Below are 25,016 nucleotides of genomic sequence, written 5' to 3' on the forward strand. Positions count from 1 at the left end.
CGGAGTGGGCAGCGCCGCACGTCGCCGCCGCCGCGCTCCGTCCGCCGCCCGTCCGGCGGCGCAGTCGGGCCAGGCAGCGCGTCGCAGGGCGGACGCCGCAGCGCGGCCGCCGCCGGGCTGGGGCCCGCGCCCTGGCCGCCGCGCACAGCCTGCGGGCCGGACCCCGCCACACAGCCCCGCAAGCGGGGCCGCGCCTGGACGCGGCGCTCAAGCGACCGCCCCCTAATCAGCACACCAAGCACCCCGGCCCCACGCTGAGCACCCCGGCCCCACGCTGAGCACCCCAGCGGCACGCTGAGCACCCCAGCGGCACGCTGAGCATCCCGGCGGGCGGCCGGTGGCGGTTCAGCGCCGTGGGTCCGCTGGGTGTGGCCGGTCGTCGCCGGGCGCCCGATGGCGTCGGCGTGTTCGTGCGGGCGGGTCAGGGGATGTGGACGCTCTGGCGGATGCGGGCTTGGGTGGCGTCGTCGCAGGTGGTGCGGGGGCAGAAGTACATGACGAGCATGGTCTTGGGTTCGCGGTCGATCACGTAGCTGACGAAGCCCAGCCGGGTGCCGGTGGCGGGGTCGTGGAGTGAGCCGTCGAAGCGGGCTGCGGGGCTGTTGCCGGCCTGGTCGAGTACGGGCTTGCCGAGGTCGACGCGGCCGGGCAGCAGGGCCTCCATCTTGGGCTTCATCATCTCCGATGTCCCGCCGGCGTCGAGGGTGTCGGAGACCTGGACGTACACGCCGGTCAGGCTCTCCGGGTCGTCTTCGAAGATCTCGGCGATGCGCGACCAGTCGGCGCCGGGGCCGGCCACGAAGAGCTGCTCCATTTCCTGGGCGTGCGGGGAGGCGATGGCGAAGAGGTCCTGGTGGGTGCGCACGGTCCAGTCGCCCGGGTACTCGAACGTGAGCGGGGCGGCGGCGCTGGTCTTGTAGCGGGTCCAGGTCTCGGCGCGGTTGTTGACGATGACGACCGCTACGAGGGCGAGCGCGGCTAAGGCGGCGATCAGGGTCGCGATCACGACCGGCAGGCGGCCCGGCCGTTTCTGCCCTGTGGTGGTGGCGGCGGTGTGTGCACCAGGTCCCGTTCCCGGCCCGGTGCCGGGGTCCGTGCCGGTCCGGGGTGGCGTGGCGGAGCCCGGAGCGGGGGCGGCCAGGTGTGGTACGGCGTGCGGGCCCGAGTGCGGGCTGGGGCTCGGCCTGGGGATGAGGTTCGGGCCAGAGCCCGGCGCACGGTGCTGCCCGCCGTACAGCTCGCCCGGCACCCCGTACGGGTCGTACGGCGGGCCGCTGATCGCATCCCGCAGCGCGGCCACGAATTCGGTGCACGTGGCGAACCGCTGGTCCGGCGACTTGGCCAGAGCACGGCTCATCACGGCGTCCACCGAGGGCGGCAGCTCCGGCCTGATCTGCGACAGCGGCACGGGCTGCTCGGCCAGGTGGGCCCACAGCAGCGCGATGTCGTTCTCGCGCTGGAACGGCAGCCGCCCCGACAGGGCCTCGTAGACCACGCAGGCCAGCGCGTACTGGTCGCTGCGGCCGTCGATGTGCTCCTTGTTGATCTGCTCGGGCGACATGTACCGGGGCGTGCCGATGAACTGGTCGGTCTGGGTGAGCCCGGAGATGGACGAGCGGTGCTTGGTGATGCCGAAGTCGGTCAGGTAGACGTGGTCGCCGGCCAGCAGAATGTTGGCCGGTTTGACGTCGCGGTGGATGAGGTCGTGGGCGTGGGCCGCGTCGAGCGCGGCGGCCACCTGGGCGAAGATCTGGTTGGCGGGGCCGAGCGGCAGCGGGCCGCGGTCGTAGATGAGGCGGCGCAGGTCGAGCCCGTCGACGTAGCGCATGGCGATGTAGAGCACGCCGTCGGCGTCGGCGTTGGCCTCGTAGATGGGGATGATGTTGGGGTGCTCGATGCTGGCGACCGTTCTGGACTCCAGGATGAAGCGCTGCCTGAACCTGTCGTCGACGCTGAGCACCGGGTTGAGGATCTTCAGCGCCACGCGGCGGCTCAGCCTGGGGTCGAGCGCCAGGTAGACGACGGCCATGCCGCCTTTGCCGACGATGTCCTCGATGTAGTACCCGGCCACCTCCTGGCCGATGAGCGATCTTTCGTTCACTGGCATCACGTCTCGATGGGGTGGCCGCAGTAGCCGCAGAAGCGGTGCGCCGGCCCGAGTCTCATGCCGCACGACGTGCAGTACTTGATCGCCGGGTTGGGCGCGGTCATCACCTGCTGCTGCTGCGAGGCCACCTGGAACGGCTGGGACCGCCGTACGACCACGGTCTGGTCGGCGGGGTCGTCGAGCGGTGGGCCGGCCGCCAGGGGCTGTGGCGGTTCTGTCACTACTTCGGGAGTACGGCGGCGCCACAGCAGATACGCCCCGCCGCCGGCGGCCAGGAAAAGTATCCCGGCGGCCAGGATGAGCGGCCACAGGGGCGTTGAGCGCTCGTCCTGCCGCGCCGCTGCCTGCCTGGTGCCCTGGTCCTCGGGGCCGCCCCGCTTGGCCAGCGAGTCCTTCAGCAGCTCGGCGGCCACCACGTTGCCCGGATAGAGCTCGAGGACGCGCTGGAAGCCGGGCGCGGCCTCGGTGTAGTACTGCGTGTGGTAGCGGGTGAGCGCGGCCTCGAAGGCCGTGTCGATGGCGCCTCTGCGCGGCACGACCTTGGCCTCGCCCAGGAGGCCGGTGACCTCTCTGATGCCGATCATCCGGCCGTCCTTGCCGCCTCCGACCAGCAGGCCGATGACGTGGCCGTCCTTGTCGCCGATCACGGGCGCGCCGATCATCCCCTTGTCGGCCAGGCCGCCGAGCTTGACCGGCTCGTCCACCTTGTTCTCGGGGTCGGCGAACGGGCGCCCGCCGTCGCCCCCTGAGCCGCCCTTGCCGAGGTGGGCGATCTCGACGGTGTGCTTGACCTTGGCCCCGGGGCGGCCCGTGAAGCCGGCCACGCTGACGGGCGCGCCGACCTGGTCGGGCACCTTGTCGGCGAGCGGCGCGGTCGGCATGCCGACGCCGCCGGACATGGGGGTCACCGGCACCAGCACGGCCGGCGAGTCGGGTTTCGGACCGGCCTTGATGCACGTGACCTTGAAGCCGTCAGTGCTGGCCGGCGAGACGTTGGGGTAGGCGGTGATCTCGGTGGTGACGTCGATGATGCAGGTGGCGGTGTCGCTCTCGGGTTTGTAGCACTGCTGGAGGTGGCGGTCGAGGATGGGGTTCTTGAGGCGGTGCTTCTTGTCGTCGGCGGGGATCTTGACCTTGTGGTGCTCGGCGAAGATCTTGTTGGCGGCGTAGACGGCGACGTCGTCGGGATTGATGGCGAGCCGCCGCAGGGCGACGATCGTGCCGTCGGGGCTGATCACGGTGCCCGTTCCCTCGGCGAAGGGGAAGTCGTAGGAGCGCTCCACATGTCTGAGCTCTCCGACGTGGTCGAGCAGGGTGATCTCCACGTGGGAGACGGCCTCGAGCCGTACGACGGCCGGGGTCACCAGGTCGGTGATCCCGCTGGGGTGCTCGTGCGCCGAGGCCGGTAAGCCGATGAGCACCATGGCCACCGCGATGCCACCGGCAAGGGCTCTGCAGCGCGCCATCTCTCCGCTCCAAACGCACGACTAGGACCAGCGTCCCAAGCAGGTGCCGTAAGTCAATAGACCACGATGCAGACAAGCACTTGCTCGGGAACATCACGTACCCGGATGGGCATCACGATCGGCGTCGATGTCGGCGGCACCTTCACCGACGTGGTCGTTCGCAGCACGTCCGGCTCGATCTCCGTGGCCACATGTCTGAGCACCCACTACGACCCCATCGCGGGGATCGTCACCGGTGTTACGCGCGCGCTCGCAGGCCGCGACCCCCGCCCAGGTCGCGGGTGGTGCACGCGACCACGCCGGTGCCCGGCTCCGGCGGTCCCGGCCGGTATTGGGGCGGGCTCGGCTCGCGTACCGTCTTCCGCTTCCTCGCCGGCTGCCACGTCATCACCCGCGCCGACCGCCTCCGCCTGCCGCCGCCCGGCCGCGACGGCGGGCTGCCCGGCCGCACCGGCGGCTTCTGCCGGCGGCGGGCCGACGGGACCGTGGAACGGCTGCCGTCGAAAGTCGACAACGTGCGCTTCGCGGCCGGGGAGGCGTTCATCGTGGAGACGACGGGCGGCGGCGGCCTCGGCCCGCCCGCGGACCGCGATCCTGAGGCCGTCCGCGGCGGCCTCGCCACCGGCGCGATCACCCCCGCAGGCGCCCTGGAGGGCTACGGCTTCATCGCCGAGAACTGATCAGCCGAGGTCGCTCAGATCACCTGGGCCGAAGGTGACGCTGAACGGCTGCGACAGCACGGCCTGGGATCCGGCCTTGATCACAGTGGGCTCACCGTAGGAGTCGCCGTTGAGCTCATAGACGTGGGGCGCGGGTCCCTGGCCGGGGTCGAGGCGCCAGCAGCCGGGAATGCCGGCCGCCGCGTAGGCCGCGGTCTTCAAGGTCCTGTCCGCGGCCGCGGTGCCGGGACCGACGACCTCCACGGCCGGCAGGACGTCCTCCGGCCGGAACGCGAGTTTCACGGACCTCGCCGCGACCTTGGGCACGACCACGAGGTCGGGGATGGAGAAGCCGGTCTCGCTCGCCCGCACGTTGACCGTGGACAGGACCTTCAGATGGGCGGGTTCCGCGGCGTGCGGGATCATCTGCAGTGCGAAGATCATGTCCTGATGAAGGGGGTGGGGGCAGGGCTCACCAGCAGGCTCCCGGTGAAGAGCTCGTACCGGAACCCGTCATCCGGGATCTCAAGCAGGTCGTCGACGGTGAACGGCGCGCTGAGCGCCTCGGTCCGCGCGATGTGCTTGGCCGGTTCGATCGTCGCCATCGCGGTCGCCCACCCAGTATCGGGAAACACGGCCCCGTGCACACGCCGCTTTACCCCGAAGATCTCACCCGGAGTGATGGGAGCGCCACGCTTCGGCGCCGCGTAACACGGCGGTGTGGACGGCGCGGGCCACGCGGGCGCCCCAGTCCGAGCGGGGGCCGCCGAAAACCTCCTGCGGCCCCTCGACCGGTACGGCGACGCAGACGGCGTCGGAGGCGGTGCCGGTGCCTTCGAAGCCCGCCTCCAGCATGGCCTGGGTCTTGGCCTCGGTGACCGTCATCACGGTGTTGACCAGCGCCGCGTCCGTCATGGCGACGGGCAGTTCGACCACGATGTTGATGGTGCCGACGCGGATGGGGGCGAGCTCGGGGTCCTGGTGGCCCTCGGGGGCGGCGGCCCAGGTGGGGACGCGCAGCCCGACGGTGGCCCACGCCTCCACGCCGCCGTCGGTGGCGCGGACGTACCGGTCGACGGAGGCCGCGGTCATCATGCCGACCCCGGCCCCGTGCGAAGGCCCGAGCGAAATGAGGTGATCGACCGGGTCCATCCGCGCGTACCCGGCCACGACCTGGGCGTTCAGCACCCACTCGCGCTCGCCGATGCCGCCGCCGAGCAGCGCGGAGGAGATCATCCGCCAGCCTGGCCCGAACTCCCACAGCAGCGAGCCGAGCCTGGCGCCGTCCTCGACGCGGTAGGTGAGCTTCATGGGCCTCCCCTGACCAGGTGCACGACGGGCCGCCCGTCGGGGCCCGGCTCGATCTTCACATGCGCGTCGAAGTGCCGCCCGACCAGCTCCTCGGTCAGCACGGCGGCGGGCTCGCCGGTGGCGGCGGCACGGCCGCCGGCCAGCAGCATGAGGGAGTCGGCGTAGAGGCCGGCGACGGTGAGGTCGTGCAGGGTGGTCACGACGGTGAGCCCGTCGGCGCGGCGCAGGCGGTCGATCAGCTCCAGCACCTGCTGCTGGTGACCGAGGTCGAGCGCGGTGGTGGGCTCGTCGAGCAGCAGCACCGGCGCCTCCTGCGCGAGCGCCCTGGCCAGCACGGCGCGCTGCCGCTCGCCGCCGGACAGCTCGCCGACCGGCCGCATGGCGAGCTCCGTCAGGTCGAGCCGTTCCAGGACGGACTCGGCGACGGCCCGGTCCCGCGCGCTCTCCCTCCCCAGGTAGGGGATGTACGGCGTGCGCCCGAGCAGCGCGTAGTCGAAGACCGTCATGTCGGGCGGCAGGGCCGGGGTCTGGGGGGCGTACGCGACGAGCCTGGCCCGCTCGCGCGGCTTGAGCGCGGCGGCCGGCCGGCCGTCCAGCTCGACCCGGCCCTGGTGCGCGACGAGCCCCATGACGCTCTTGAGCAGGGTGGACTTGCCGGCCCCGTTGGGCCCGATGACGGCGGTCCACTCGCCGCGCCGCACGTCCAGGCTCACCTGGGAGAGCACCTCGCGCTCGCCGAGCCGTACGGTGAGATCGCGCGCCCTGATCACGTGACCACCCGCCTGGTCATGCGCAGGACGGCGACGAAGAACGGCGCGCCCACGAACATGGTGACCACGCCGATCGGCAGCTCGGCCGGGGCGAGCACGGTGCGGGCGACCAGGTCGGCGAGCACCAGGAACGCCGCACCGCCGATGAGCGACAGCGGCAGCACGATCCGGTACGAGCCGCCGGCCAGCCGCCGCACCACGTGCGGGACGACGATGCCGACGAACCCGATGAGCCCGCTGACCGCGACGGCCGCCGCGGTGGCCAGGGAGGCGGCGAGCAGCACGACGAACCGCACCCGCCCGGCCCGCACGCCGAGCCCGGCGGCCTCCTCGTCGCCGACGGACAGCACGTCGAGCATGCGCCCGTGCAGCAGGAGCAGCACGGCGGAGACGGCGGCGTACGGCAGCACGAGCAGGAGCTGATCCCACCCGCCGCCGAGGTCGCCGAGTATCCACGCGTAGATGCGCTGCAGCTTCTCCACCTCGAGCTGCTGCAGTACGGTCTGGATCGCGGTGAGGAACGAGGTGACCGCGACGCCCGCCAGCACGAGCGTGGCCGTGCCGCCGCTGCGCCCCGCCGTGTTGCCCAGCGTGTACGCGAGGAACACGCCACCCACCGCGCCCGCGAAGGCGGCCACGGGCACGCTGGCGGACGGCAGCAGCACGATCGCCGCCGTCGCCGCGAGCCCGGCCCCCGCCGCCGCGCCCAGCAGGTACGGGTCGGCGAGCGGATTGCGGAAGACGCCCTGGTACCCGGCTCCCGCGATGGCGAGCAGCCCGCCGACCACGGCCGCGACCAGCACCCTGGGCAGCCGCAGCTCGAACAGCAGCCCCTGCTCGACCGGCGCGAGGCCGGAGTCGACGTGGGTGAACGGCAGCCAGTCCGCGACCTGGAGCACCACCTGCCAGGGCGAGATGTCGGCGGCGCCGTCGAGCATGCCGGCGATCATGCAGGCGGCCAGCAGGACCAGGGCGCCGGCGAGCCACAGCGGCCGGGCCCGTGCGGGGCGGGCCTGAGTCGCCACGTCAGCTCGCGCCGTCGGTCTTCGCCCGCGCCGCGTCGGCCACGGCCGCGCCGATGCTCTTGGCCAGGTCGGCGACGCGCGGCCCCCAGCGGGACGCGATGTCGTCGTCCAGCTCGATCACCCGGTCGTTCTTGACGGCGGACAGGTTCTTCCAGCCGGGCCGGGCGGCCAGCGCCTCCTTGTTCTGCTGGCAGCACTTGACGTCGGCGAGGAAGATCAGGTCGGGGTCGGCCTGGGCGACGAACTCGGCCGACAGCTTGGGGTATCCGCCGGCCGCGTCGGGGGCCTTGTCGGCGATGTTGGTCAGGCCGAACATGCCGTAGATCTGGCCGATGAACGTCTTGGACGTCACGGCGTACGGCGTCTGGTCGAGCTCGTGGTAGTAGGTGAGCTCGGCGTCCTTGGGCGCCTTGGACACCACGTCGTCGATGGCGCTCTTCATGTCCGCGACGACCTTGCCGGCCTCGGCCTGGTGCCCGGTGGCCGCGCCCAGCTCGGAGATCTCCTCGTACGCCTCGTCCAGGTTCGTGGCGGCGGGCTGGTGGAGCACGGGCACGTTGACCTTGCCCAGCTCGGAGACGATGTCGTCGATGTCGTCCGATACCACGACGAGGTCGGGCTTCTGGGCGACGATGGCCTCGACGTTCGGTTTGAAACCGGACAGCTCCGTCGTGGGGGCCTCCGGCGGGTAGTTGGAGCGGTCGTCCACGGCGACGACCTGCGAGCCGGCGCCGATGGCGTACAGGGTCTCGGTGTGGGTGGCCGAGAGCGAGACGATGCGCTCGGGCCGCTTGGGGATGGTGACCTTGCCGTTGGCGGCCTCGACGGTGACGGGGAAGCCGCCGGCGGCGGGAGCGGTGGAGGAAGCGGCGGACGAGGGGGCGGCAGGGCCGGCTGTGGTGCCGGTCTGGCCGCAACCGGCCAGAGCGAGCGTTCCCAGCAGCGCGCCCGCGAGAACCGTGCGTACGGGCCTCACGAGAAGTCCTTTCACACTGTTGGAACCGAGAGACCCGCTTGTAGTGACGGATCACCCTTTTCCACGAGGGTTGATGTGCGTCGGCGCAGAGGCAGGCGACCTGGCTATGACAGTTGCGGGACAGCGCCGGAATCTCACCGGACTTCGCTGCGCACTGCGCGTCGGGCAAACGGTATCAATTCCCCGTCCGCCGGAGGAGTCAAGGGGTCAGTTGGGCCTCCGCCTCGGCGATGATCTTCTGGATGCGCAGCCCGTGCGCGGCGTCGAGCGGGTGGCCGCCGCCCTTGCGGACGGTCGCGGCGAACTCCTCGGCGACCGTGGCCAGGTAGTCGTCGTCCTTGTCATGCGGCGGCAGGGCGGCGCTGCCGTTGCGGCCGTACACGGCGATGCTGGACGGCGGCGTCTCGCCGCCCGCGGCCATGCTCAGCGACGCCTCGCTGACGGCGCCGCCCTCGTGTTCGAGCAGCAGGCCGACCCAGCGCAGCGGGTGGCCGTGCGCGCGCACACCCGTGACGGGGCCGAGCGCGGCGTCCAGCAGGTCGATCACGTGCGGTCCCACGTCGAGCAGGGCGCCGCGTTCGAGCCGCCAGGGCGTCGCGAACGGGTGGTCGCCGAGCAGCGCGCCGGAGATGTTGGCGGCGTGACCGCCGAACGGCTCGACCTCGGCGCAGCGGGCCAGGAAACCGCGGGCGGCGGCGGTGTAGCGCATGGAGAAGACCATCTGGGAGGCGACGCCCGCCTCGGCCACCGCGTCCGCCACGCGCCGAGCCGACTCCAGGGAGTCGCCGAGCGGCTTCTCCAGCAGCAGCGCCTTGCCGGCGCGGGCGGCGCGGACGGCGTACTCGGCCTGGACGGCGGGCGGCACGCAGAACGCGACCGCCTCGCAGTGCTCGAACAGCTCCTCGACGCGGGCGAACACCGGCGCGCCCAGCTCGGCGGCGGCCTCGGGACGGCGGGCCCAGACGCCGGCCAGCCTCGTGTGCGGGCTCTTGGCCAGCATGGGCGCGTGCGCCATCCGCGCCCAGGGCCCCGCGCCGATCAGTCCGACCGCCACCGGTTCCATGCACGTCCTCCTTCGCAAGTCATCTGATCTTTCACCTTAGATGACATATCGCCAAAGATCGCCCGCACCTCCACGAACGCACATCAGCCGCCCTGCTGCGTGGGCGGTCGGCGGACGCGGGCGTGCCGGCTCCTCCCGCTCCGCGCGAGCGACCCGCGCGCGGCCGTGCCGATCACCGACCGGCGCGCCGCGAGAAAGAGGCGGGCGGGCACCTGGCGGTGGGGCGCGATCGGGCGTGCCGGATGATGGGAGCCATGAACGAGATGCTGCTGCTTCGGCATGGAGAGACCGAGTGGAGTAAGGCGGGCAGGCACACGGGCCGTACGGACCTGCCCTTGACGGAGCACGGCGAGGAGCAGGCCAGAGCCTTGGCGCCGCTGATCAAGGAGCCTTTCGACCTGGTGCTCGTCTCCCCCGCGCAGCGGGCGAGGCGAACGGCGGAGCTGGCCGGTTTGACCGAGTATGAGGTGGATCCCGACCTGTGGGAGTGGGACTACGGCGGCTATGAGGGCATCACCACGGCGACGATCCGTGAGACGCGGCCCGGTTGGTACTTGTGGCGTGACGGCGTGATCCCCGGCGATGCCGAGCATCCGGGCGAGAGCGCCTCGGAGGTGGCGGTCCGGGCCGACCGGGTGATCGCGCGGGCCCGTGCTGTGCAGGGCCGGGTGGCGTTGGTGGCGCACGGGCACTTCCTGCGGGTGCTGGCCGCCCGCTGGCTGGGTTTGGCTCCCGAGGACGGCCGGTTGCTCAGGCTCGACACCGGTACGTACTCGCGCCTCGGGTACGAGCACGATGAGCCGGTGCTGCTGGCCTGGAACGCCCCCGTCACCTGACCGATCCCGGGCCGGTGGTCGCGCCGCACCGACTCGGACGAAAAGGCTCAGCCGGCCCGGACGCGTAGGGCCGTCCGGGCAGCGCGCGGCTCGGCCGGGGGGAGCTCAGCCGACGCGGGCCCGCAGGGCGGACTCGTGCAACGCCCGGCCGGCCAGCCAGCCGCGCAGCGAGCCGAGGGCCGGGTCGTACGACAGCGGCTCCTCCCACAACGCCACGAACACGCGCTGCGTGATCTCCTCCGCCTGCGCCTGGCTGCCGGTGACCTTGACGGCGACGCCGTAGACGTACGGGCCGTGCCGGTCGTAGGCGTCGGCCAGCGCGTCGAGGTCGCCGGCGGCCAATCGTGCACGCACATCCATGTCGCTCATCAGTCGCACCCCAGCGTCGCGGCGGCGGCGATCAGGTCACGGGCGAGCACGGGGTCGCCCTCGGCGGCGTACGGGAAGGCGCCGGGTGGCCACCGGTTGCCCAGCAGGCGGCAGAAGTCGGCGGCGTCCGCCGAGATGAGCACGGCCACGTGGTCGGAGGCGGGCGAGAGCGGGATGGTCCAGGTGCCGCCGCCGGGCCGGTGAGCACGATGGTGGCCGAGACGTCGCGGCGCGGCCCGCGCAGCGCGCGCGGCAGCAGCGCCAGGCCGAACTCGGCGATCATGTGCACGTGCTCGGGTCTCGGCTCGGCCTTGGCGCGGCCGGTGGCCGCCCTGATGTCGTCGGTGTGCGTCCAGGTCTCGAACGTGCGCTGGATCATGGCCTGGCGCAGCGGCGCGCGGGCCGGTCGCGCTCCGGCGAGCGCCACCTCCACGCCGAGCAGCACCTCGCTGCCCGCCGCCACCCGCGACAGCAGCAGGCCCGCCTGCTCCCGCCAGCGCCGGTGCTCGGGCACGGCGACGCCTTGCCCGGCGCCGGTCCCGGCGGAAAGGTCCGGACCGGTGCCGGTACCGGCCCGAGCGCCGGAAACGGTGCCGTTCCCAGCGCGAGCATCCGGACCGGTGCGAGTACCGGCCGGAGCGCCTGGAGCGGTGCCGTTGCCGCCGGAAACACCGGCCGAAACGCGGGTCACCGTGGCCGGGACGCCCATGAAGCGGGCCACGGTCGCGTCGTTGGCCGTCAGGTGCTCGACCAAGCTCCTGACGGTGCCGTGCTTGGGCACCGGCGCCGCCCACTGGACGGGGCTCAGCTCGGCGAGCACGTCGTCCATGCCCGCGACCAGTTCGGCGTACGGGACGGCGACGGTGGCCACGCCCACGGCGGCCGGGTTGCGGCGGCGGCGCGCCGCGGACAGCACGGCCTCGCGCAGCCTGGGCGGCGGCTCGGCGAGCGGCTCGAGTGGCGCTCCGCCAGGCGGCTCGGCGACGGTCTCCGGATGATCGAGCAGCGCGATCGCCGCGCCGCAGTCGATGCACGAGGCGACGTGCTCGTTCGGGCTCTGCCCGTCGAAGAGGTAGGAGTCCGCCATTGGCCACCTCCGCAGCCGACGCTGTCCCGGCCCGTTTCCGGGCGCGCCGGACGGCGGCCGGAGAACGGTGCCAGCAGCGTCTCACGCCAGGGGCTTTCCAGATAGACGCGAACGCGTTTTATCCGCAGTTGTCCCTGGCGTGACGACTCCCGCCCCCGCGGCCATCGGGGACACGGCAGGTTCCCGTGCTCGCGGGCCGTCTCGGACGCGGCGTGCTCCCGTCGCCGCGGCCGTCATGAAGACGGCGGCTCGCGTAAGAGGCCGTCCCGGGCACGGCGGGCCCTGCGGCCGGACACGCGCCCGGCCTCGGTCAGGCCAGCGCCTGGGCGGGCTGCGGCCCGCGTCCGGTCAGCCATTCGAGCACCTTGCGGTGGCCGGTGGCGGCGTCCTCGAAGTGGCCCCAGTGCCAGTAGCGGGGCTGGTCCCGGATGCCCGTCACCCAGGTGCGGTAGGAGACGGTGACCGGTTCCTTCCCGCTGGCCCCGCCGGTCGCGGGCGCGACACCGTATGTGCGGATCACGACCTTGCCGCCCGGCGCGAACAGCACGTCGTCGGCGATCGGATACAGGGTCATCTGGTCGAGCATGACCCTGATACTCGCCGCACGACGAGGCCGGGCGGTTACACCTCCGGCGCGCCGCCGTTAAGCAGGCGCGCCGGAGGTTAACACGTTGTTACACGAGCAGGCCGTCGAACTCTCCGTCCTTCACACCGAGCACCAGGGCCCGGATCTCGTCACGGGTATAGATGAGGGCAGGCCCGTCGGGGAAGCGCGAGTTGCGCACCGCGATGCCCCCGTCGGGGAGCTCCGCGAGTTCGACGCAGTTGCCCTGGGAGTTGCTGTAGCGGCTCTTGCGCCAGGCGACCTCCGTCAGGTCCGCCGCCGGCATGCCGTTGTAGGTCTGGTTCATCTACATCTTTCTGAGAAGACCGCCGATGAGCTCGACGGTGCCTCCTGGCGTGGTGCTCTCCACGCACAACTGCTCCATGGCCGTGAGGTACGGATCGATGTCCTCACGTTTGTCCAGGTACAGGGCACCCCAGAGCTGCTCGACGTAGACCACGTCCGACAAATCGGACTCGGGAAACCGCAAGATGCTGAACGCGCCTCCCTCAGCGGCGTGCTTGCCGAACTTGAAAGGCATCACCTGGATGGTGATGTTGGGAAGGGCGGCGACCTCCAGCAAATGCTCGAGCTGCTCGATCATGACCTCCCGCCCGCCGATGGTCCGCTTGAGCGCCGCCTCGTCGATGACGGCCCACAGCTTGGGCCCGTCCTTCCGGGTGAAGCGCTCCTGGCGCTGCATGCGCAGGTGCACGCGCCGTTCGATGTCCTCGGGAGTCGCATCGGGGTTGCCGAGCTGGTAGACCGAGCGCGCATATGCGGCCGTCTGCAGCAGGCCGGGCACGAACTGCACCTCGTAGGTCCTGATCACGCTCGCGGCCTCTTCCAGGCCGATGTACGTGGTGAACCAGTGCGGCAGCACGGCCGAGTACTTGTGCCACCACCCGGGGGTGTTGGCCTCGCGCACCATCTCCAGCAGGGCACGGCGTTCGGCATCGTCGACGACGCCGTACAGGGTGAGGAGGTCTTCCACGTCACGTGTCTTGAAACCCACGCGCCCGAGCTCCATGCGGCTGATCTTGGACTCGGATGCCCGGATGTGAAATCCGGCCTGTGCCCGGTCGAGCCCGCAGCGCTCGCGGAGACGCCTGAGGCTCGCCCCCAGCATGATGCGCCGAACGGTCGAACCGGTCCCTGGCGGATCAATGGACACGTGCTTGCTCCTTGGTCGTTTCCTTGCCACCAAGTGTGTCACTTCACGGCCGAAAGATCATGGCCGCGGACAAGATCCCCTTTCCCGCAAATTGACCTTTTGAAGAGAACCGTAGCGTGTGCACGCTCACTCTGCACGTGCATTCGCTCTTGCACCTGCACGAGAGTTTGACGCAGAATGATCACGTGCAATCCACCCCGGCGCACGGCCAGTGGACCACGTTCGATTGGTGGCCCCCGATCGGCTGGTGGCCCGAGGCGGCTCGCGACCTTCTGGTCCCGGGCCCGTCGGCCAGCGCCACGTTCGTCCTTCCGCCCACGGCGTCCTCCGTACACTCCGCTCGCAGCTTCAGCTCCGGCACGCTGGCCGGCTGGGGTCTCGATGACATGGCCGAGAACATGGAGCTGGTGGTCTCCGAGCTCGCCACCAACGCGCTGCGCCACGGCCTGTGCCTCGACGACCCCGACAGCGCGCGGCGCTCGGTGCAGTTCTCCCTGGTACGCCGCGGTCATCTCGTGACCAGCGCCTTCACCGATCCAGGCTCATCGGTGCCGGTGCTGCGATACCCTGGCCCCCTTGACACCGGCGGCCTCGGACTCCACATCGTCGAATCGCTCAGCCTCCGCTGGGGCTGGTCCGCACTCGCGCCCCGCGGAAAGATCGTCTGGGCAGTCCTCTCCTGACCGGGGGTGATCTGCATTACCGTGGATGGTCATGGCTCACGGTGAGTCCCGCGCGCGACCCCATGAGAGTGCTGACAGATGGAAGATCACCTGCTCGGCTGGCTACGAACACTAGACGAGGACAGGCTTGGGCGCATCCTGGCCAACAGGCCCGACGCCATCGCCGCGCCCTGGCCCCGCCGTCTCGACACACTCGCCCAGCGGCTCGGCAACGGTTTCGCCGTGATGGAGACCCTGCGCCGGCTGCCACTCCCCTGCCTGCAGCTCGCCGAGGCCGCACTGGCCATGAGCCGCCCCACCGCCGACTCCCTCGCCCGCTTCCTCGACAGCGACCTCGACCACGTCACCTCCTGGCTCGACCACCTCTACGACCACGCCCTCGCCTGGCCCGGCGACGACGGCGTCATCCACTTCGCCGAAGGCGTCGCCCGCCACTGGTCGGCCCCGCTCAGCCTGGGCGAGCCGCTTGAGCACTACCTCAACTCCTGGTCCATCAGCAACGACGCGCTGCACGCGCTCGCCCGCTCGCTCGGGCTGCCCGTCCAGGGCAACAAGCGCCGTACGATCACCCGCGTCATCGAGGCGCTGAGCGACGCCGGCCGCCTGCGCGCGCTCCTCGGCTCCGCCCCCCAGGGCACCGCCGAGCTGCTCGAACGCTTCGCCTGGAAAGGCCCCTCGCTCGACGTCGACGGCGGCAGGTTCGTCACCCCCGGCACGCCGGAGAAGTGGTGCGCCGACCACGGCCTGCTCTTCCGCCCGAGCTGGCACGTCGCCGAGATCCCCCGCGAGGTGGCGATCAGGCTGCGCGGCCCCGGCTACCACCCGCCCTTCCAGCCCGTGGCCCCCGAGATCGCCACGATCCCGATCGACCCGGAAGAGGTCGATCACCTCATGACGCTGGCCGCGCCGCACGTCGTCGAACGCTGCGCGGCGCTGCTCGACAACACCTCCAAGACCCCGCTGCCGCTGCTCAAGACCGGCGGCGTCGGCGTGCGCGAGGTGCGCAGGGTGGCCAAGGAGACCGGCTGCGACGAGGACGAGACCCGCCTGCTGCTGGAGATCTGCGCGGTGGCCAGGCTGCTGGCCTGGGACGAGCCGTCCGGCGGCATGATCCCCACCGAGCGGTTCGACCGGTGGCGGCTGGACGAGGGCTCGGCGCGGCTGCGGGTGCTGCTGGCCGCCTGGTGGCGCATGGAGCGCTCGTCCCTGCGCAAGGTCGACGGCAAGTACGGCACCGTGCTCGGCGACGACCCCGCGGGCGGCACGCTGGCCGAGATCCGCAGAGCCGTGCTGTCGGTGCTGGCCCACCTGCCCGCGGGCACCGCGTTCGCCGATCGCGACAGCCTCATCACCGCAGTCCACTGGCACGCGCCGCTGCTCGACGTGGCGCTGCTGCGCTCGTCGGCGCCGGCCGTGCTCGACGAGGCCAGGCTGCTCGGGCTGCTGGCCAACAACGCGCTGACCGATCTCGGCCGGGCGCTGGCCGGGCTCACCGCGAAGCCGGGCGGCGAGAACGACGACGCCGTCCCCATGGTGGAGCACGACCCGGTGCTGGCGGAGGCGGCCACCCGGGCGCTGGCCAGCGTCCGCAGGAGCGCGCTGTTCGGCCCCGACCTGACCGCCGTCGTCACCGGCCCGCCGTCGGCCGAGCTGGCGGCGCTGCTCGACCGCACCGCCGAGCGCGAGTCGCGCGGCGCGGCCTCGGTGTGGCGTTTCACCACCGAGAGCGTGCGCCGGGCGCTCGACCAGGGTTACGACGCCGACGAGCTGCTCGACGAGCTGGCGGCCGTGGGCACGATTCCGCAGCCGCTCGAATACCTGATCCGCGACACCGCCCGCCGCCACGGCGAGGTGACGGTGACCACGGTCGGCTGCGTCGTGCAGGCCGCCGACCCGGCGCTGCTCGCCGAGATCGCCGCGCACCGGCGGCTCGGCCGGCTCGGGCTGCGGCTGCTCGCGCCCACGGTGCTGGTGAGCAAGGCGCCCGCCGACCGCACGCTGGCCGCGCTGCGCGAGGTCGGCTACTCCCCCGTGCCGGTCTCCGACACCGGGGAGATCACCGTCCACCGGGCCAAGCCGGAGGAGCCCGCGGGCGGCAAGCTCATCCTGCTGCCCGGCGGCCAGGTGGCCGAGCTGTCCGACTTTCCCGGCATCACCGAGACGCCGCCGTACATGCTGGCCGAGCCCGCGCCCGACCCGTACGAGCACGCCCGCAGGCTGCTCGCCGCCGACCGCCCCGAGGACGACAAGAACGGCCGCACCTGGGCCATCATCGGCCGCATGGCCACCCGGCTGCCGACCGCGCAGCAGTCGCTGCTCGGGTTCGTGGTCGATCGCGGCGTGCGGGCCGGTATCACGCTGGCCGACGGGCTGACCGCGACGATCAGCCACGGGGAGCTGAAGGGCGCCGCGCTCGACGCCTGGTGCGAGGAGGCGGGCGACTACCTGGAGTTCCCGCTCGCCGAGATCGTCGAGGTGCGCGGCGCCTACTGACGCGGCGCGCGCTACTTCAGCGGCTTGGCCTTCGCCAGGTTCTCCACCAGGTCCTCGAGGAAGTCGGCGTACCCGTGGTAGCTGAAGGGCGCCTCGGCCGCCCACGGGTAGAGCTGGCCGGCCTTGACCGCGGGGAGCTTGGCGAAGGTGGGCTTCTTCATCATCTCCTCGGGCTTGAGCGCCTGCGTGCGGGTGTCGTAGAGGATCACGTCGGCGTCGTAGGTGTCGGCGTTCTCCCAGCTCAGCGTCTGGAAGAAGCCGCCCTCGTCGACCTTGTCAGGCTTGACGACGTTCAGGCCGGCGTTGGTCAGGTGCACGATGTCGGGGTACTCGGGCGGGTTGACCACCCAGAACGCGTCGGCACCGCCCGACACCATGAGCACCCTGAGGTCCTTGAAGTCGGCCAGCTTCTTGGTGGCCGCCTCCATGCGGGCCTTGGCCTCCGGCACGCCCGCCATGTCGGCGCCGAGCGACTGGGCGAGCCTCTCGTAGGTGCCGATGACCTCGGTGGCGCTCTTGCCGGTGAGCATGACGCCGACCGTGGGTGCGACCTGCTCGATGGTGTCCTTCGACTTCTCGGGCACGTACCACAGGGTGCCCTTGACGTACATGCTGCTGACGAGCAGGTCGGGCTGCAGGGCGATGTACTGCTCGACGTTGAACTCGTCCCAGACGTTGCCAAGGCCGGTGACCTTGGTGATGTCGACGTTGCCGACCTGCGGGTCCTTGCCGCCGTCGGCGAGCTTGTGCGGGCCGAACACGCCGACCGGGCGGACGCCGAAGTCCCACAGCGCGGCGGCGGCGCCGACCTGAGCGACGATCCTGGTGGGGACCTTCGGCAGGTCGATCTTCTTGCCGCGGTCGTCGGTGAACGTCCACCCCTGCGCGGACGGCGCGCCGGACGCGCCCGTGGACGAGGCGGGCGCCGCCTCCGTGCCGCCGCCCTCACCGCACGCCGCGAGTGTCAGGGCCGCGGCGATCCCCGCCGCGCCCGCGAGGAAACCCCTGCGCGGCAGTACCGGTCCCGACATGTGCATCTCCTCAGTTGCCTGGCCTTGTCTGCTTGCTGGACCATTAGATTAGCCTTGCCTAAGTTTGACTTACGACGAGAGGGGGTCGGGTGCGCCCGGCTGAGGAAACGGCCGACGCCGCAGAGGCGGCGGGCCTGGCCGTGAGCGAACCCGTCGCAGGCACCGGCGGCGTCCCCGACGCTAAAGCCGGGCGGCGGCCTCCGGTGCTGGTCGCGGGACTGGTGGTCACGTTCGGGGTGCTGGTGCTGGTCGCGCTGGCCAGCGTGGCGCTGGGCGCGCGGTCGGTGCCGTTCGGCACGGTGATCGACGCCTTCATCGCCCCGAACGGCTCAAGCGACCACACGGTCATCCGGGAACTGCGCGTCCCCCGCACGCTGCTCGGCCTCGGTGTCGGCGCGACGCTCGGGCTGGCCGGGGCGCTCATGCAGAGCCTGACCCGCAACCCGCTCGCCGACCCCGGCCTGCTGGGCATCAACCAGGGCGCGGCGCTCGGCGTCACGCTGGCGCTCGGCCTGTTCGGGCTCGGCGACCCCACCGTCTACTTCTGGTTCGCCTTCGGCGGCGCGGCGCTGGCCTCGTTCATCGTGTACACGCTGGCCTCGTCGGGCCGCTCGGGGTCGAGCCCGGTACGCCTGGCCCTGGCCGGCGTCGCCTTCGGCATGGTGTGCACCGCGATCTCGTCGGCGATCCTGCGCATGGACTCGGAGACGTTCGACCGCATGCGGTTCTGGCTGACCGGCTCGCTGGCCGGGCAGACGGCCGACACGCTGGTGCGGCTCGCGCCGTTCATGGCCGCCGGGCTGGTGCTGGGCCTGCTGCTGGCCAGGCCGCTCAACATGCTCGCGCTCGGCGACGACGCGGGCAAGGCGCTCGGCGTGGCGGTCAACCGCACGCGGATTCTCACCGGCGTGGCGGTCACGCTGCTGTGCGGGGCGGCCACCGCCGCCGCGGGGCCGCTGTGGTTCGTCGGGCTGATCGTGCCGCACGCGGTGCGCGCCGCCGTGGGGCCCGACCAGCGGTGGGTGCTGCCGTACTCGGCGCTGGCCGCGCCCGTGCTGCTGCTCGGCGCCGACGTGATCGGGCGGCTCATCGCCCGGCCGGGTGAGGTGCAGGTGGGCATCGTGTGGGCGGTGATCGGCGCGCCGATCTTCATCCTCATGGCCAGGAGGAAGCGGGTGGCGGCGCTGTGAACGTCCGCGTCGGATCCTGGTCCGTACGGCTCGCGCCCCGCGCGCTGCTCGTCACCGTCCTGCTCATCCTGATCGGCTGCGCGGTGAGCGTGGCCGCGCTGGCGACGGGCGAGTTCACCGTGCCGGTGCCCGACATCATCGACGCCCTGTTCGGCCAGGGCACGCCGGTCGCCGAGCTGATCGTCAGCAAGCTGCGCGCCCCGCGCGTGGTGACCGGGCTGCTGGTCGGGGCCGCGTTCGGGCTGAGCGGCGCGATCTTTCAGAGCCTGACCCGCAACCCGCTCGGCAGCCCCGACTTCATCGGCTTCACCGCGGGCGCCTCGACCGGCGGCATCCTCGCCGTGGTCGCGGGCGGCTCCGCCCTGGTGATCGCGGGCGGCGCGCTGCTCGGCTGCGTGGCGACGGCCGCGCTGGTGTACCTGCTCGCCTACCGCGGCGGCGTGGCGGGCTACCGGCTCGTCCTGGTCGGCATCGGGGCCAACGCGCTGCTGCTGGCCGTCAACTCGTACCTGCTGACCAGGGCGAACATCAACGACGCGGCCACCGCGGGCGCCTGGCTGACCGGCAGCCTCAGCGGGCGCGGCTGGGACCACGCGGTGCCCGTCGCGCTGGCGCTGGCCGTGCTGCTGCCGCTGTGCGCGGCGATCTCGCGGCCGATGCGCATGATCGAGATGGGCGACGACGCGGCCAGGGCCATGGGCATCAGGGTCGAGGTGGTCCGCGCGGCGGCCATCGCGGCCGGGGTGCTGCTGTCCGGCGTGGCCACGGCCGCGGCCGGCCCTGTCGCCTTCGTCGCGCTGGCCTCGCCCCAGCTCGCCCGGCGGCTCACCCGCTCACCCGGCGTCACCATGGCGTCATCCGCGCTGATGGGCGCCGTGCTGCTGACCGCCGCCGACCTGGCCGCGCAGCGACTGCTCGCCCCCACCCAGCTTCCCGTCGGCGTGCTGACCGCCGCGATCGGCGGCACGTACCTCGTCCTGCTTCTGCGAAAGGACCGCCACTGATGGTCTCCTCCCGCCTGTCCGGCACCGGCCTCACCCTCGCCTACGACCAGCGCGTCGTGGCCACCGACCTGAGCGTGACCATTCCCGACGCGTCCTTCACCGTGATCATCGGCCCCAACGCGTGCGGCAAGTCGACGCTGCTGCGCGCGCTGGCGCGGATGCTCAAGCCGAAGGCCGGGGCGGTGCACCTGGACGGCAGCGTGATCACCTCGCTGCCGTCGAAGGAGGTGGCGCGGCGGCTCGGCCTGCTGCCGCAGAGCTCGATCGTGCCGGACGGCATCACCGTGGCCGACCTGGTGGCGCGCGGCCGCTACCCGCACCAGAAGCTCATGCGGCAGTGGTCGAAGGCCGACGAGGCGGCGGTGGCCGAGGCCATGCGCGCCACCGACGTGGCGGGGCTGGCCGACCGGATCGTGGACGAGCTGTCGGGCGGGCAGCGGCAGCGGGTGTGGCTGGCCATGGCGCTGGCGCAGGAGACGCCGATCCTGCTACTGGACGAGCCGACCACGTACCTGGACATCTCCCACCAGATCGAGGTGCTCGACCTGTGCGCCGACCTGCACGAGGCGGGCCGGACCATGGTGGCGGTGCTGCACGACCTCAACCAGGCGTGCCGGTACGCCACCCACCTCATCGTGATGCGCGCAGGCGAGATCGTCGCGGCGGGCGACCCGACGGAGATCGTCACCCCGGAGCTGGTGGAGCAGGTGTTCGACCTGCGGTGCGAGATCATCCAGGATCCGCAGACCGGCACCCCGCTCATCGTCCCCGAGGCGCGCCGCCGGGTCGCCGCCGCCACCGCCTGACCGGTCGCGTCTACAGTGCCCTTCCTCAGTGCCCTTCCTCAGGGCCGTCCCTCAGGGCCGTCCCTCGGGGCCGCTCCTCAGCGGGCTGCGCAGCGGCGGACCGCGAGCAGCGCCATCGCGCGGGTCACCTCCAGCATCTCGCTCAGCCGCACCTGCTCCCTGGGGGCGTGCGCGAAGCGGACGTCGCCGGGGCCGTAGTGCAGGGTCGGGATGCCGCCCGCCGCGTACAGGCGCAGGTCGCTCCCGTACGGTGCGGCGGTCTCAGCCGGGGTCGTGCCCGTGACGGCGGCCACCGCGTCGCGCACCTGCCCGAGCAGCTCGTGCCCGGCAGGCAGCCGGCCGCTGGCGAACTGCCCGCCAGGCCAGGTGACCACCGGCGGGTTGGCCCGCAGCCAGGGGTCGGACACGTCGGCGATCGCCGACTCGAACGCCGCCCGCGCCTGCGCGGGGTCCTCGTCCAGCCGCACCCCGAGCCGCCCCTCGGCGACCAGCAGGTCGGGCACGGTGCTCGCCCAGTCGCCCGCGCGTACCGTGCCCACCTCGATCGGGTACGGCAGCCTGTTGTCGCCGAACAGCTCGGGCACGTCGCGGTTGCGCTCGGCCTCCAGCCGCCTGATCGCCGCGAACACCGGCCAGAACGCCTCGATCGCGTTGACGCCCTCGTTCCTGGTGGCGCCGTGCGCGGCCCTTCCCGCGATCTCGATGCGGAACGTCAGCGCGCCCGCGTTCGCGGTGATCACCGCGCCCGAGGTGGGCTCGGTGATGACCGCGGCGTCGGCGGTGTGCCCCCTGGCCAGGGTGGCGAACGCGCCGAGCCCGCCGTCCTCCTCACTGATCACGCAGTGCACGGCCAGCGGCCTGGCCAGCTTGACGCCGGCGCGGTGGATCGCGCGGGCCACCGCCAGGTTGGCCACCAGGCCGGCCTTCATGTCGCAGGCGCCCCTGCCGTGCAGTACGTCGCCGGTGATGCGGGCGGCGAACGGGTCGCTGCCCGCCCACTTGGCGAGGTCGCCGGTCGGCACCACGTCCACATGACCTTGGAGTGCCAGGGCGGGCGGTCCCTCGCCTCCGGGGGTGACGGCGACGACGCCGTACCCCTCGCTCCTCGGCGCCTCGGTGCCGGGGAAGCCGGGGCGGGCGGTCAGGTCGGGCAGATCGAGCTTCCAGACGTCCACGTCCATGCCCGCCTCGGTGAGCAGGCGGGCGACGCGGTGCTGCAGCTCGGACTCGGCGTCGGTGCCGGTCACGCTGGGGACCTTGACGGTCTCGGCCAGCAGGTTCACGGTCTCGGGCTCGTCGATGGCATCGAGGACCCGGGCTTCCACGTCGTGCATGGAGCACACCTTCTCACGGGTGCGCGGGCCACCGTCCTGGAGCCCGGTGCGTCCGCCTGCTCGTAAACTTGAGCCGTGGAAGAGCCCAAGTTCGAGATTCAGATGCTGCACGACCGCGTGATGATCAAGATGGAGCCGGAGGCCGAAGAGCGGCGCAGCGGCTCCGGGATCGTCATCCCCGCGACGGTCAAGATGGCCAACCGCCTGGCCTGGGGCGAGGTCTGCGGCGTCGGCACGAACGTGCGCTCGGTCAAGGTCGGCGACAAGGTGCTGTTCAACCCCGAAGACCAGTTCGAGGTGGAGATCCACGCGCAGGTCTACCTTGTGATGCGCGAGCGCGACCTGCACGCGGTGGCCACCCAGGAGACCGACCACGGCACCGGCCTCTACCTCTGATCAGCGCCCGTCCGACCCCTCACTCCCCCGTGACTCGCGGGCTCCCTATGATCCCTGCGGCTTCGTCCGCGTGAAGGAGAGCCACAGGTCCGAGTCCCACGTCTCGGCCGGCACTCCGGCCAGCACCCGCGTCACCTTCCCGCTGAAGTCGATCACCGCCAGCCGGTGGGCGTTCCCCTGCGCCATGACGGCGATGAGATGGCTCTCGTCCCACCAGCCGAACACCGCCTCCGGCCGTGCCGCCACCCTGCGCGCGATCGTGCCGGTGGCCGCGTCGACCAGGCAGATCGGCTCCTTGAAGCGGGCCGGGCACCAGGTGGCGAGCCGCCGGCCCGACGGCGAGTAGGCGTCCTCGGGGCCGGTGGGCAGGCCGGCGCCGGCGTACGTGCGCAGCACCGCCCCGTCCGACGGCCGGTGGACGCGCAGGCCGGTGCCGTGGCGCGCGACCAGGTTCCCGTCGGGGCTCCACCAGAAGCCCGCCTTGGGGCTGAGCCCGGAGATCCGCACGGTGCGCGCCTGCTTGGCGGCGACGTCCACCACCGTGAAGCCGAGCACCTGCCAGGCGCCGCGCACCTTCTGCTCGACGGTCAGCGCGACCCGCCTGCCGTCGCGTGACCAGGAGGCGTAAGAGGCGGTCAGCGGCTTCTTCACGGTGCGGATGGTGGTGCTGCGGCCGGTGGCGCGGTCGGTGACGACCAGGGAGTCGTAGCCGGACCGGTACGCGGCCGGCACTCCCGCCGTCAGCGTGCCGCCCGGCTCGACCGACACCTCCGACAGGTTCTTCTCCCAGGTGAAGGCGTTGCCCGCGGGCGTGCGCAGGTAGGTGCGCTTGGTGCCGAGACCGTAGGCCGACAGGCGGACGGGATCGCCCTGCTGCTCGCGGTAGGTCATGCCGTTCGTGCCCGGCAACCGCAGGTCGGCGGCGCTTTGGGCGGCGGCGGGCACGGCGGAGACGCTTGCAGAGACGGATGCAGAAACAGATAAGGTCAGTGCGGCGGCAAGGTGAGCGATCACGTCCCGCAGACTAGACAGGCCGATCGCCGGATTTCCGCAGCGATGCCTATCAGGTCTGGGCCTATCGGGTCTGGACGAAGCCGAGACCGAGCTTGATGATGTCGATGCCGAGCGTGCGCAGCCCGGCGTAGACGATGACCGCGGCGCAGGCCGCGGTGACGATCAGCACCAGGATGCGGACGATCCAGCCCTGCCGCTTGTACCACTCCGTCCAGGCGTGCAGCGTGCGCTTGCCGAACTCCAGCAGCTTGCGCGCCCAGTGGAACTCCGTGGACAGCACCGCGAGCCCCGCGAACACGACCAGCCAGCCGGGCCCGGGGAACGGCACCATGATCAGCCCGCCGACCACCATGACGGTCCCGACCAGGCCGACCACGATCTTCAGCGTGAGAGCGCCCGTGCGCGTGGCCCTGATGCCGTCCAGCCAGCCGTGCAGGCCCCTGCGGCGTGCGGGCATGCTGGAGCGGGCGGCCGCCTCGTCCTTCACCACGTCGGCGTCGCCGGTGTCGGAGTTCTGTACCTGCACACGTCCCCCTGCAGTCGGTGTGCACCCCAGGATACGGCCCGTCCTTCGCCGCCACTTGCAGATGACTAGCAAGGCATTGAAACGCCGTTTTCCGTAAAATTTCCTGCTCAAGCAGGCCATGCCAGGCAAACATCGGTTAATGTCTGCTATGCCCGATGTTCTGCTCCGTACCGTCACCGGCCCTGTACGCCTGGACGCCATCGACGGCGCCGTACTCCCCCACGAGCACCTGCGTAACGACATGCGCTGGGCGGTCGGCATCGACTCCGACCCGCACCGGTGGCTCGACGAGGAGCAGACCGTCGCCGCCGAGCTGCGCGAGCTCCGCCTGTCCGGACGGCTCGGCCTCGTCGTGGACCTCACCTGCATCGGCATGGGCCGCGACGCCGCCGCGCTCGCCCGCATCGCCGCGGCCAGCCGCGTCCCGGTCATCGCCTCCACCGGCCTGTACGCTCAGCCGTTCAGCGACACCCGCGACGCCGACGTGGACAAGCTCACCGCCCGCCTCATGGAGGAGATCCTCAGCGGCCTGGACGGCACCGGCGTCTTCCCCGGCGTGATCGGTGAGGTCGGCTGCTGGGGCGCCGAGCCCACCGCGTTCGAGGAGCGCGCCCTGATCGCCGCCGCCCGCGCGTCCCTGCGCACCCGGCTGCCGGTCGCCACGCACGGCAGGAACGCGTTCGCGCTGCTGGAGATCCTGCTCGGCCAGAACCTGCCCGCCTCCCGCGTCGCCGTCGGCTACACGGGCGGCGACCTCGGCACGGCCAGGAAGATCGCCGAGGCGGGGGCGTACGTCTCCCTCGGCTCGCTCGCCCGCGGCGCCGACGAGACGGCCAGGATCGCGCTCGGCCTCATCGAGGACGGCCACGCCGGCCGCCTGCTGCTCAGCACCGGTCTCAGCCGGGTCGCCCAGGTGCGCCGCTACGACGGCCCCGGCTACGCCGACCTGTTCGACGCGCTGCTGCCGCGCCTGCGCGAGGCGGGTGCCGGCGACGAGGTGATCCGCTCGATCACCCACGACAACCCGCTGCGCTGGCTCACCGAGGGCCTCGCCTCCTGACCCGTCGTCCCTCGCCCTTGACCTCAACCGAA

Annotated in this window: 28 protein-coding genes and 1 riboswitch; of the genes, 9 read left to right on the top strand and 19 right to left on the bottom strand. The window is 72.0% G+C overall.

Features of this window, described 5'->3' with window-relative positions:
- Positions 1-421: 421 nt before the first annotated feature.
- From AB0K67_RS09530 to AB0K67_RS09540, 3 genes are read right to left on the bottom strand one after another with little or no spacing between them, the layout of a single operon-like run.
- The gene (locus AB0K67_RS09530) at positions 422-2,107 is read right to left on the bottom strand and encodes a serine/threonine-protein kinase (RefSeq protein WP_364055580.1); all 1,686 of its coding nucleotides are present in this window, start codon (positions 2,105-2,107) and stop codon (positions 422-424) included.
- The gene (locus AB0K67_RS09535; RefSeq protein WP_364055583.1) at positions 2,107-3,573 is read right to left on the bottom strand and encodes a hypothetical protein; all 1,467 of its coding nucleotides are present in this window, start codon (positions 3,571-3,573) and stop codon (positions 2,107-2,109) included. Before AB0K67_RS09535 ends, AB0K67_RS09530 begins: the two co-directional genes overlap by 1 nt.
- A 53-nt stretch (positions 3,574-3,626) precedes the next feature.
- Positions 3,627-3,764 carry a hypothetical protein gene (locus AB0K67_RS09540; RefSeq protein WP_364055586.1) on the bottom strand — a complete coding sequence of 46 codons (138 nt, stop codon included), beginning with the start codon at positions 3,762-3,764 and terminating at the stop codon, positions 3,627-3,629.
- A gap of 93 nt (positions 3,765-3,857) precedes the next feature.
- Between AB0K67_RS09540 and AB0K67_RS09545 the strand changes: the two genes are divergently transcribed.
- Entirely contained in the window at positions 3,858-4,253 is a 396-nt protein-coding gene (locus AB0K67_RS09545; protein WP_364055589.1) for a hydantoinase B/oxoprolinase family protein, read from the top strand.
- On the opposite strand, the gene AB0K67_RS09550 is transcribed toward AB0K67_RS09545, so the two are convergent.
- From AB0K67_RS09550 to AB0K67_RS09580, 7 genes are all read right to left on the bottom strand, one after another.
- Positions 4,254-4,676, bottom strand: a complete 423-nt coding sequence (locus AB0K67_RS09550) for a Uma2 family endonuclease (protein ID WP_364055592.1) — start codon at positions 4,674-4,676, stop codon at positions 4,254-4,256.
- Positions 4,673-4,837 (bottom strand): hypothetical protein, encoded by a 165-nt coding sequence (locus tag AB0K67_RS09555; protein WP_364055595.1) that lies wholly within the window; start codon positions 4,835-4,837, stop codon positions 4,673-4,675. The genes AB0K67_RS09550 and AB0K67_RS09555 overlap by 4 nt, the downstream gene beginning before the upstream one ends.
- A gap of 64 nt (positions 4,838-4,901) precedes the next feature.
- Positions 4,902-5,543 carry an adenosylcobinamide amidohydrolase gene (locus AB0K67_RS09560; RefSeq protein ID WP_364055598.1) on the bottom strand — a complete coding sequence of 214 codons (642 nt, stop codon included), beginning with the start codon at positions 5,541-5,543 and terminating at the stop codon, positions 4,902-4,904.
- Positions 5,540-6,313, bottom strand: a complete 774-nt coding sequence (locus AB0K67_RS09565) for an ABC transporter ATP-binding protein (protein WP_364055601.1) — start codon at positions 6,311-6,313, stop codon at positions 5,540-5,542. Before AB0K67_RS09565 ends, AB0K67_RS09560 begins: the two co-directional genes overlap by 4 nt.
- Positions 6,310-7,338, bottom strand: coding sequence for an iron ABC transporter permease (locus AB0K67_RS09570; protein ID WP_364055604.1), 1,029 nt, complete (start codon positions 7,336-7,338; stop codon positions 6,310-6,312). Before AB0K67_RS09570 ends, AB0K67_RS09565 begins: the two co-directional genes overlap by 4 nt.
- Position 7,339: 1 nt before the next feature.
- Positions 7,340-8,314 carry an ABC transporter substrate-binding protein gene (locus tag AB0K67_RS09575; RefSeq protein WP_364055607.1) on the bottom strand — a complete coding sequence of 325 codons (975 nt, stop codon included), beginning with the start codon at positions 8,312-8,314 and terminating at the stop codon, positions 7,340-7,342.
- A gap of 37 nt (positions 8,315-8,351) precedes the next feature.
- Positions 8,352-8,472: riboswitch (adenosylcobalamin-variant (AdoCbl-variant) riboswitch) on the bottom strand.
- 41 nt (positions 8,473-8,513) lie between these two features.
- Positions 8,514-9,377 (bottom strand): Gfo/Idh/MocA family oxidoreductase, encoded by an 864-nt coding sequence (locus tag AB0K67_RS09580; RefSeq protein WP_364055610.1) that lies wholly within the window; start codon positions 9,375-9,377, stop codon positions 8,514-8,516.
- Positions 9,378-9,631: 254 nt separating this feature from the next.
- Between AB0K67_RS09580 and AB0K67_RS09585 the strand changes: the two genes are divergently transcribed.
- Positions 9,632-10,213, top strand: a complete 582-nt coding sequence (locus AB0K67_RS09585) for a histidine phosphatase family protein (protein ID WP_364055613.1) — start codon at positions 9,632-9,634, stop codon at positions 10,211-10,213.
- Positions 10,214-10,318: 105 nt separating this feature from the next.
- On the opposite strand, the gene AB0K67_RS09590 is transcribed toward AB0K67_RS09585, so the two are convergent.
- From AB0K67_RS09590 to AB0K67_RS09610, 5 genes are all read right to left on the bottom strand, one after another.
- Positions 10,319-10,582, bottom strand: coding sequence for a sigma factor (locus AB0K67_RS09590; RefSeq protein ID WP_364055616.1), 264 nt, complete (start codon positions 10,580-10,582; stop codon positions 10,319-10,321).
- Positions 10,583-10,613: 31 nt separating this feature from the next.
- On the bottom strand, positions 10,614-11,669 hold the full coding sequence (locus tag AB0K67_RS09595) for a hypothetical protein (protein WP_364055619.1): 1,056 nt from the start codon (positions 11,667-11,669) through the stop codon (positions 10,614-10,616).
- A 310-nt stretch (positions 11,670-11,979) separates the two neighbouring features.
- Positions 11,980-12,255 carry a hypothetical protein gene (locus AB0K67_RS09600; protein ID WP_364055622.1) on the bottom strand — a complete coding sequence of 92 codons (276 nt, stop codon included), beginning with the start codon at positions 12,253-12,255 and terminating at the stop codon, positions 11,980-11,982.
- Positions 12,256-12,343: 88 nt separating this feature from the next.
- Positions 12,344-12,580 (bottom strand): DUF397 domain-containing protein, encoded by a 237-nt coding sequence (locus AB0K67_RS09605; protein ID WP_345400620.1) that lies wholly within the window; start codon positions 12,578-12,580, stop codon positions 12,344-12,346.
- The gene (locus AB0K67_RS09610; RefSeq protein ID WP_364057530.1) at positions 12,581-13,402 is read right to left on the bottom strand and encodes a helix-turn-helix transcriptional regulator; all 822 of its coding nucleotides are present in this window, start codon (positions 13,400-13,402) and stop codon (positions 12,581-12,583) included. It lies immediately after the preceding gene.
- Between the two features lie 230 nt (positions 13,403-13,632).
- Here AB0K67_RS09610 and AB0K67_RS09615 point away from each other — a divergent pair, with 230 nt between their 5' ends.
- Both AB0K67_RS09615 and AB0K67_RS09620 read left to right on the top strand, forming a co-directional pair.
- Positions 13,633-14,130: an ATP-binding protein gene (locus tag AB0K67_RS09615; protein ID WP_364055625.1), complete on the top strand. Its 498-nt coding sequence runs from the start codon at positions 13,633-13,635 to the stop codon at positions 14,128-14,130.
- Positions 14,131-14,208: 78 nt separating this feature from the next.
- Positions 14,209-16,623: a helicase-associated domain-containing protein gene (locus AB0K67_RS09620; protein WP_364055628.1), complete on the top strand. Its 2,415-nt coding sequence runs from the start codon at positions 14,209-14,211 to the stop codon at positions 16,621-16,623.
- Positions 16,624-16,634: 11 nt separating this feature from the next.
- Here AB0K67_RS09620 and AB0K67_RS09625 read toward each other — a convergent pair whose 3' ends face one another.
- A complete protein-coding gene (locus AB0K67_RS09625; RefSeq protein ID WP_364055631.1) occupies positions 16,635-17,654 on the bottom strand; it encodes an ABC transporter substrate-binding protein in 1,020 nt (339 codons plus the stop codon).
- An 89-nt stretch (positions 17,655-17,743) separates the two neighbouring features.
- Between AB0K67_RS09625 and AB0K67_RS09630 the strand changes: the two genes are divergently transcribed.
- The 3 genes from AB0K67_RS09630 to AB0K67_RS09640 are packed head-to-tail and all read left to right on the top strand — an operon-like array spanning position 17,744 to position 20,654.
- Positions 17,744-18,844 carry an iron chelate uptake ABC transporter family permease subunit gene (locus tag AB0K67_RS09630; protein WP_364055634.1) on the top strand — a complete coding sequence of 367 codons (1,101 nt, stop codon included), beginning with the start codon at positions 17,744-17,746 and terminating at the stop codon, positions 18,842-18,844.
- Complete coding sequence (locus AB0K67_RS09635; RefSeq protein ID WP_364055637.1) at positions 18,841-19,848, top strand: iron chelate uptake ABC transporter family permease subunit; 1,008 nt, start codon at positions 18,841-18,843, stop codon at positions 19,846-19,848. The genes AB0K67_RS09630 and AB0K67_RS09635 overlap by 4 nt, the downstream gene beginning before the upstream one ends.
- Complete coding sequence (locus tag AB0K67_RS09640) at positions 19,848-20,654, top strand: ABC transporter ATP-binding protein (RefSeq protein WP_364055640.1); 807 nt, start codon at positions 19,848-19,850, stop codon at positions 20,652-20,654. Before AB0K67_RS09635 ends, AB0K67_RS09640 begins: the two co-directional genes overlap by 1 nt.
- Before the next feature lie 77 nt (positions 20,655-20,731).
- Here the strand turns inward: AB0K67_RS09640 and AB0K67_RS09645 are convergent, their stop codons facing one another.
- Positions 20,732-21,988: an ArgE/DapE family deacylase gene (locus tag AB0K67_RS09645; RefSeq protein ID WP_364055643.1), complete on the bottom strand. Its 1,257-nt coding sequence runs from the start codon at positions 21,986-21,988 to the stop codon at positions 20,732-20,734.
- 75 nt (positions 21,989-22,063) lie between these two features.
- Between AB0K67_RS09645 and AB0K67_RS09650 the strand changes: the two genes are divergently transcribed.
- The gene (locus AB0K67_RS09650; RefSeq protein WP_364055646.1) at positions 22,064-22,384 is read left to right on the top strand and encodes a co-chaperone GroES; all 321 of its coding nucleotides are present in this window, start codon (positions 22,064-22,066) and stop codon (positions 22,382-22,384) included.
- Between the two features lie 45 nt (positions 22,385-22,429).
- Here the strand turns inward: AB0K67_RS09650 and AB0K67_RS09655 are convergent, their stop codons facing one another.
- Both AB0K67_RS09655 and AB0K67_RS09660 read right to left on the bottom strand, forming a co-directional pair.
- The gene (locus AB0K67_RS09655) at positions 22,430-23,398 is read right to left on the bottom strand and encodes a hypothetical protein (RefSeq protein ID WP_364055649.1); all 969 of its coding nucleotides are present in this window, start codon (positions 23,396-23,398) and stop codon (positions 22,430-22,432) included.
- Between the two features lie 61 nt (positions 23,399-23,459).
- Positions 23,460-23,924, bottom strand: a complete 465-nt coding sequence (locus AB0K67_RS09660) for a TIGR02611 family protein (protein ID WP_364055652.1) — start codon at positions 23,922-23,924, stop codon at positions 23,460-23,462.
- Positions 23,925-24,072: 148 nt separating this feature from the next.
- Here AB0K67_RS09660 and AB0K67_RS09665 point away from each other — a divergent pair, with 148 nt between their 5' ends.
- Positions 24,073-24,984, top strand: coding sequence for an aryldialkylphosphatase (locus AB0K67_RS09665; RefSeq protein ID WP_364055655.1), 912 nt, complete (start codon positions 24,073-24,075; stop codon positions 24,982-24,984).
- The last annotated feature ends 32 nt before the right edge of the window (positions 24,985-25,016 follow it).

Source organism: Nonomuraea sp. NPDC052634 (genome assembly GCF_040678535.1).
Classification (GTDB): domain Bacteria; phylum Actinomycetota; class Actinomycetes; order Streptosporangiales; family Streptosporangiaceae; genus Nonomuraea; species Nonomuraea fastidiosa.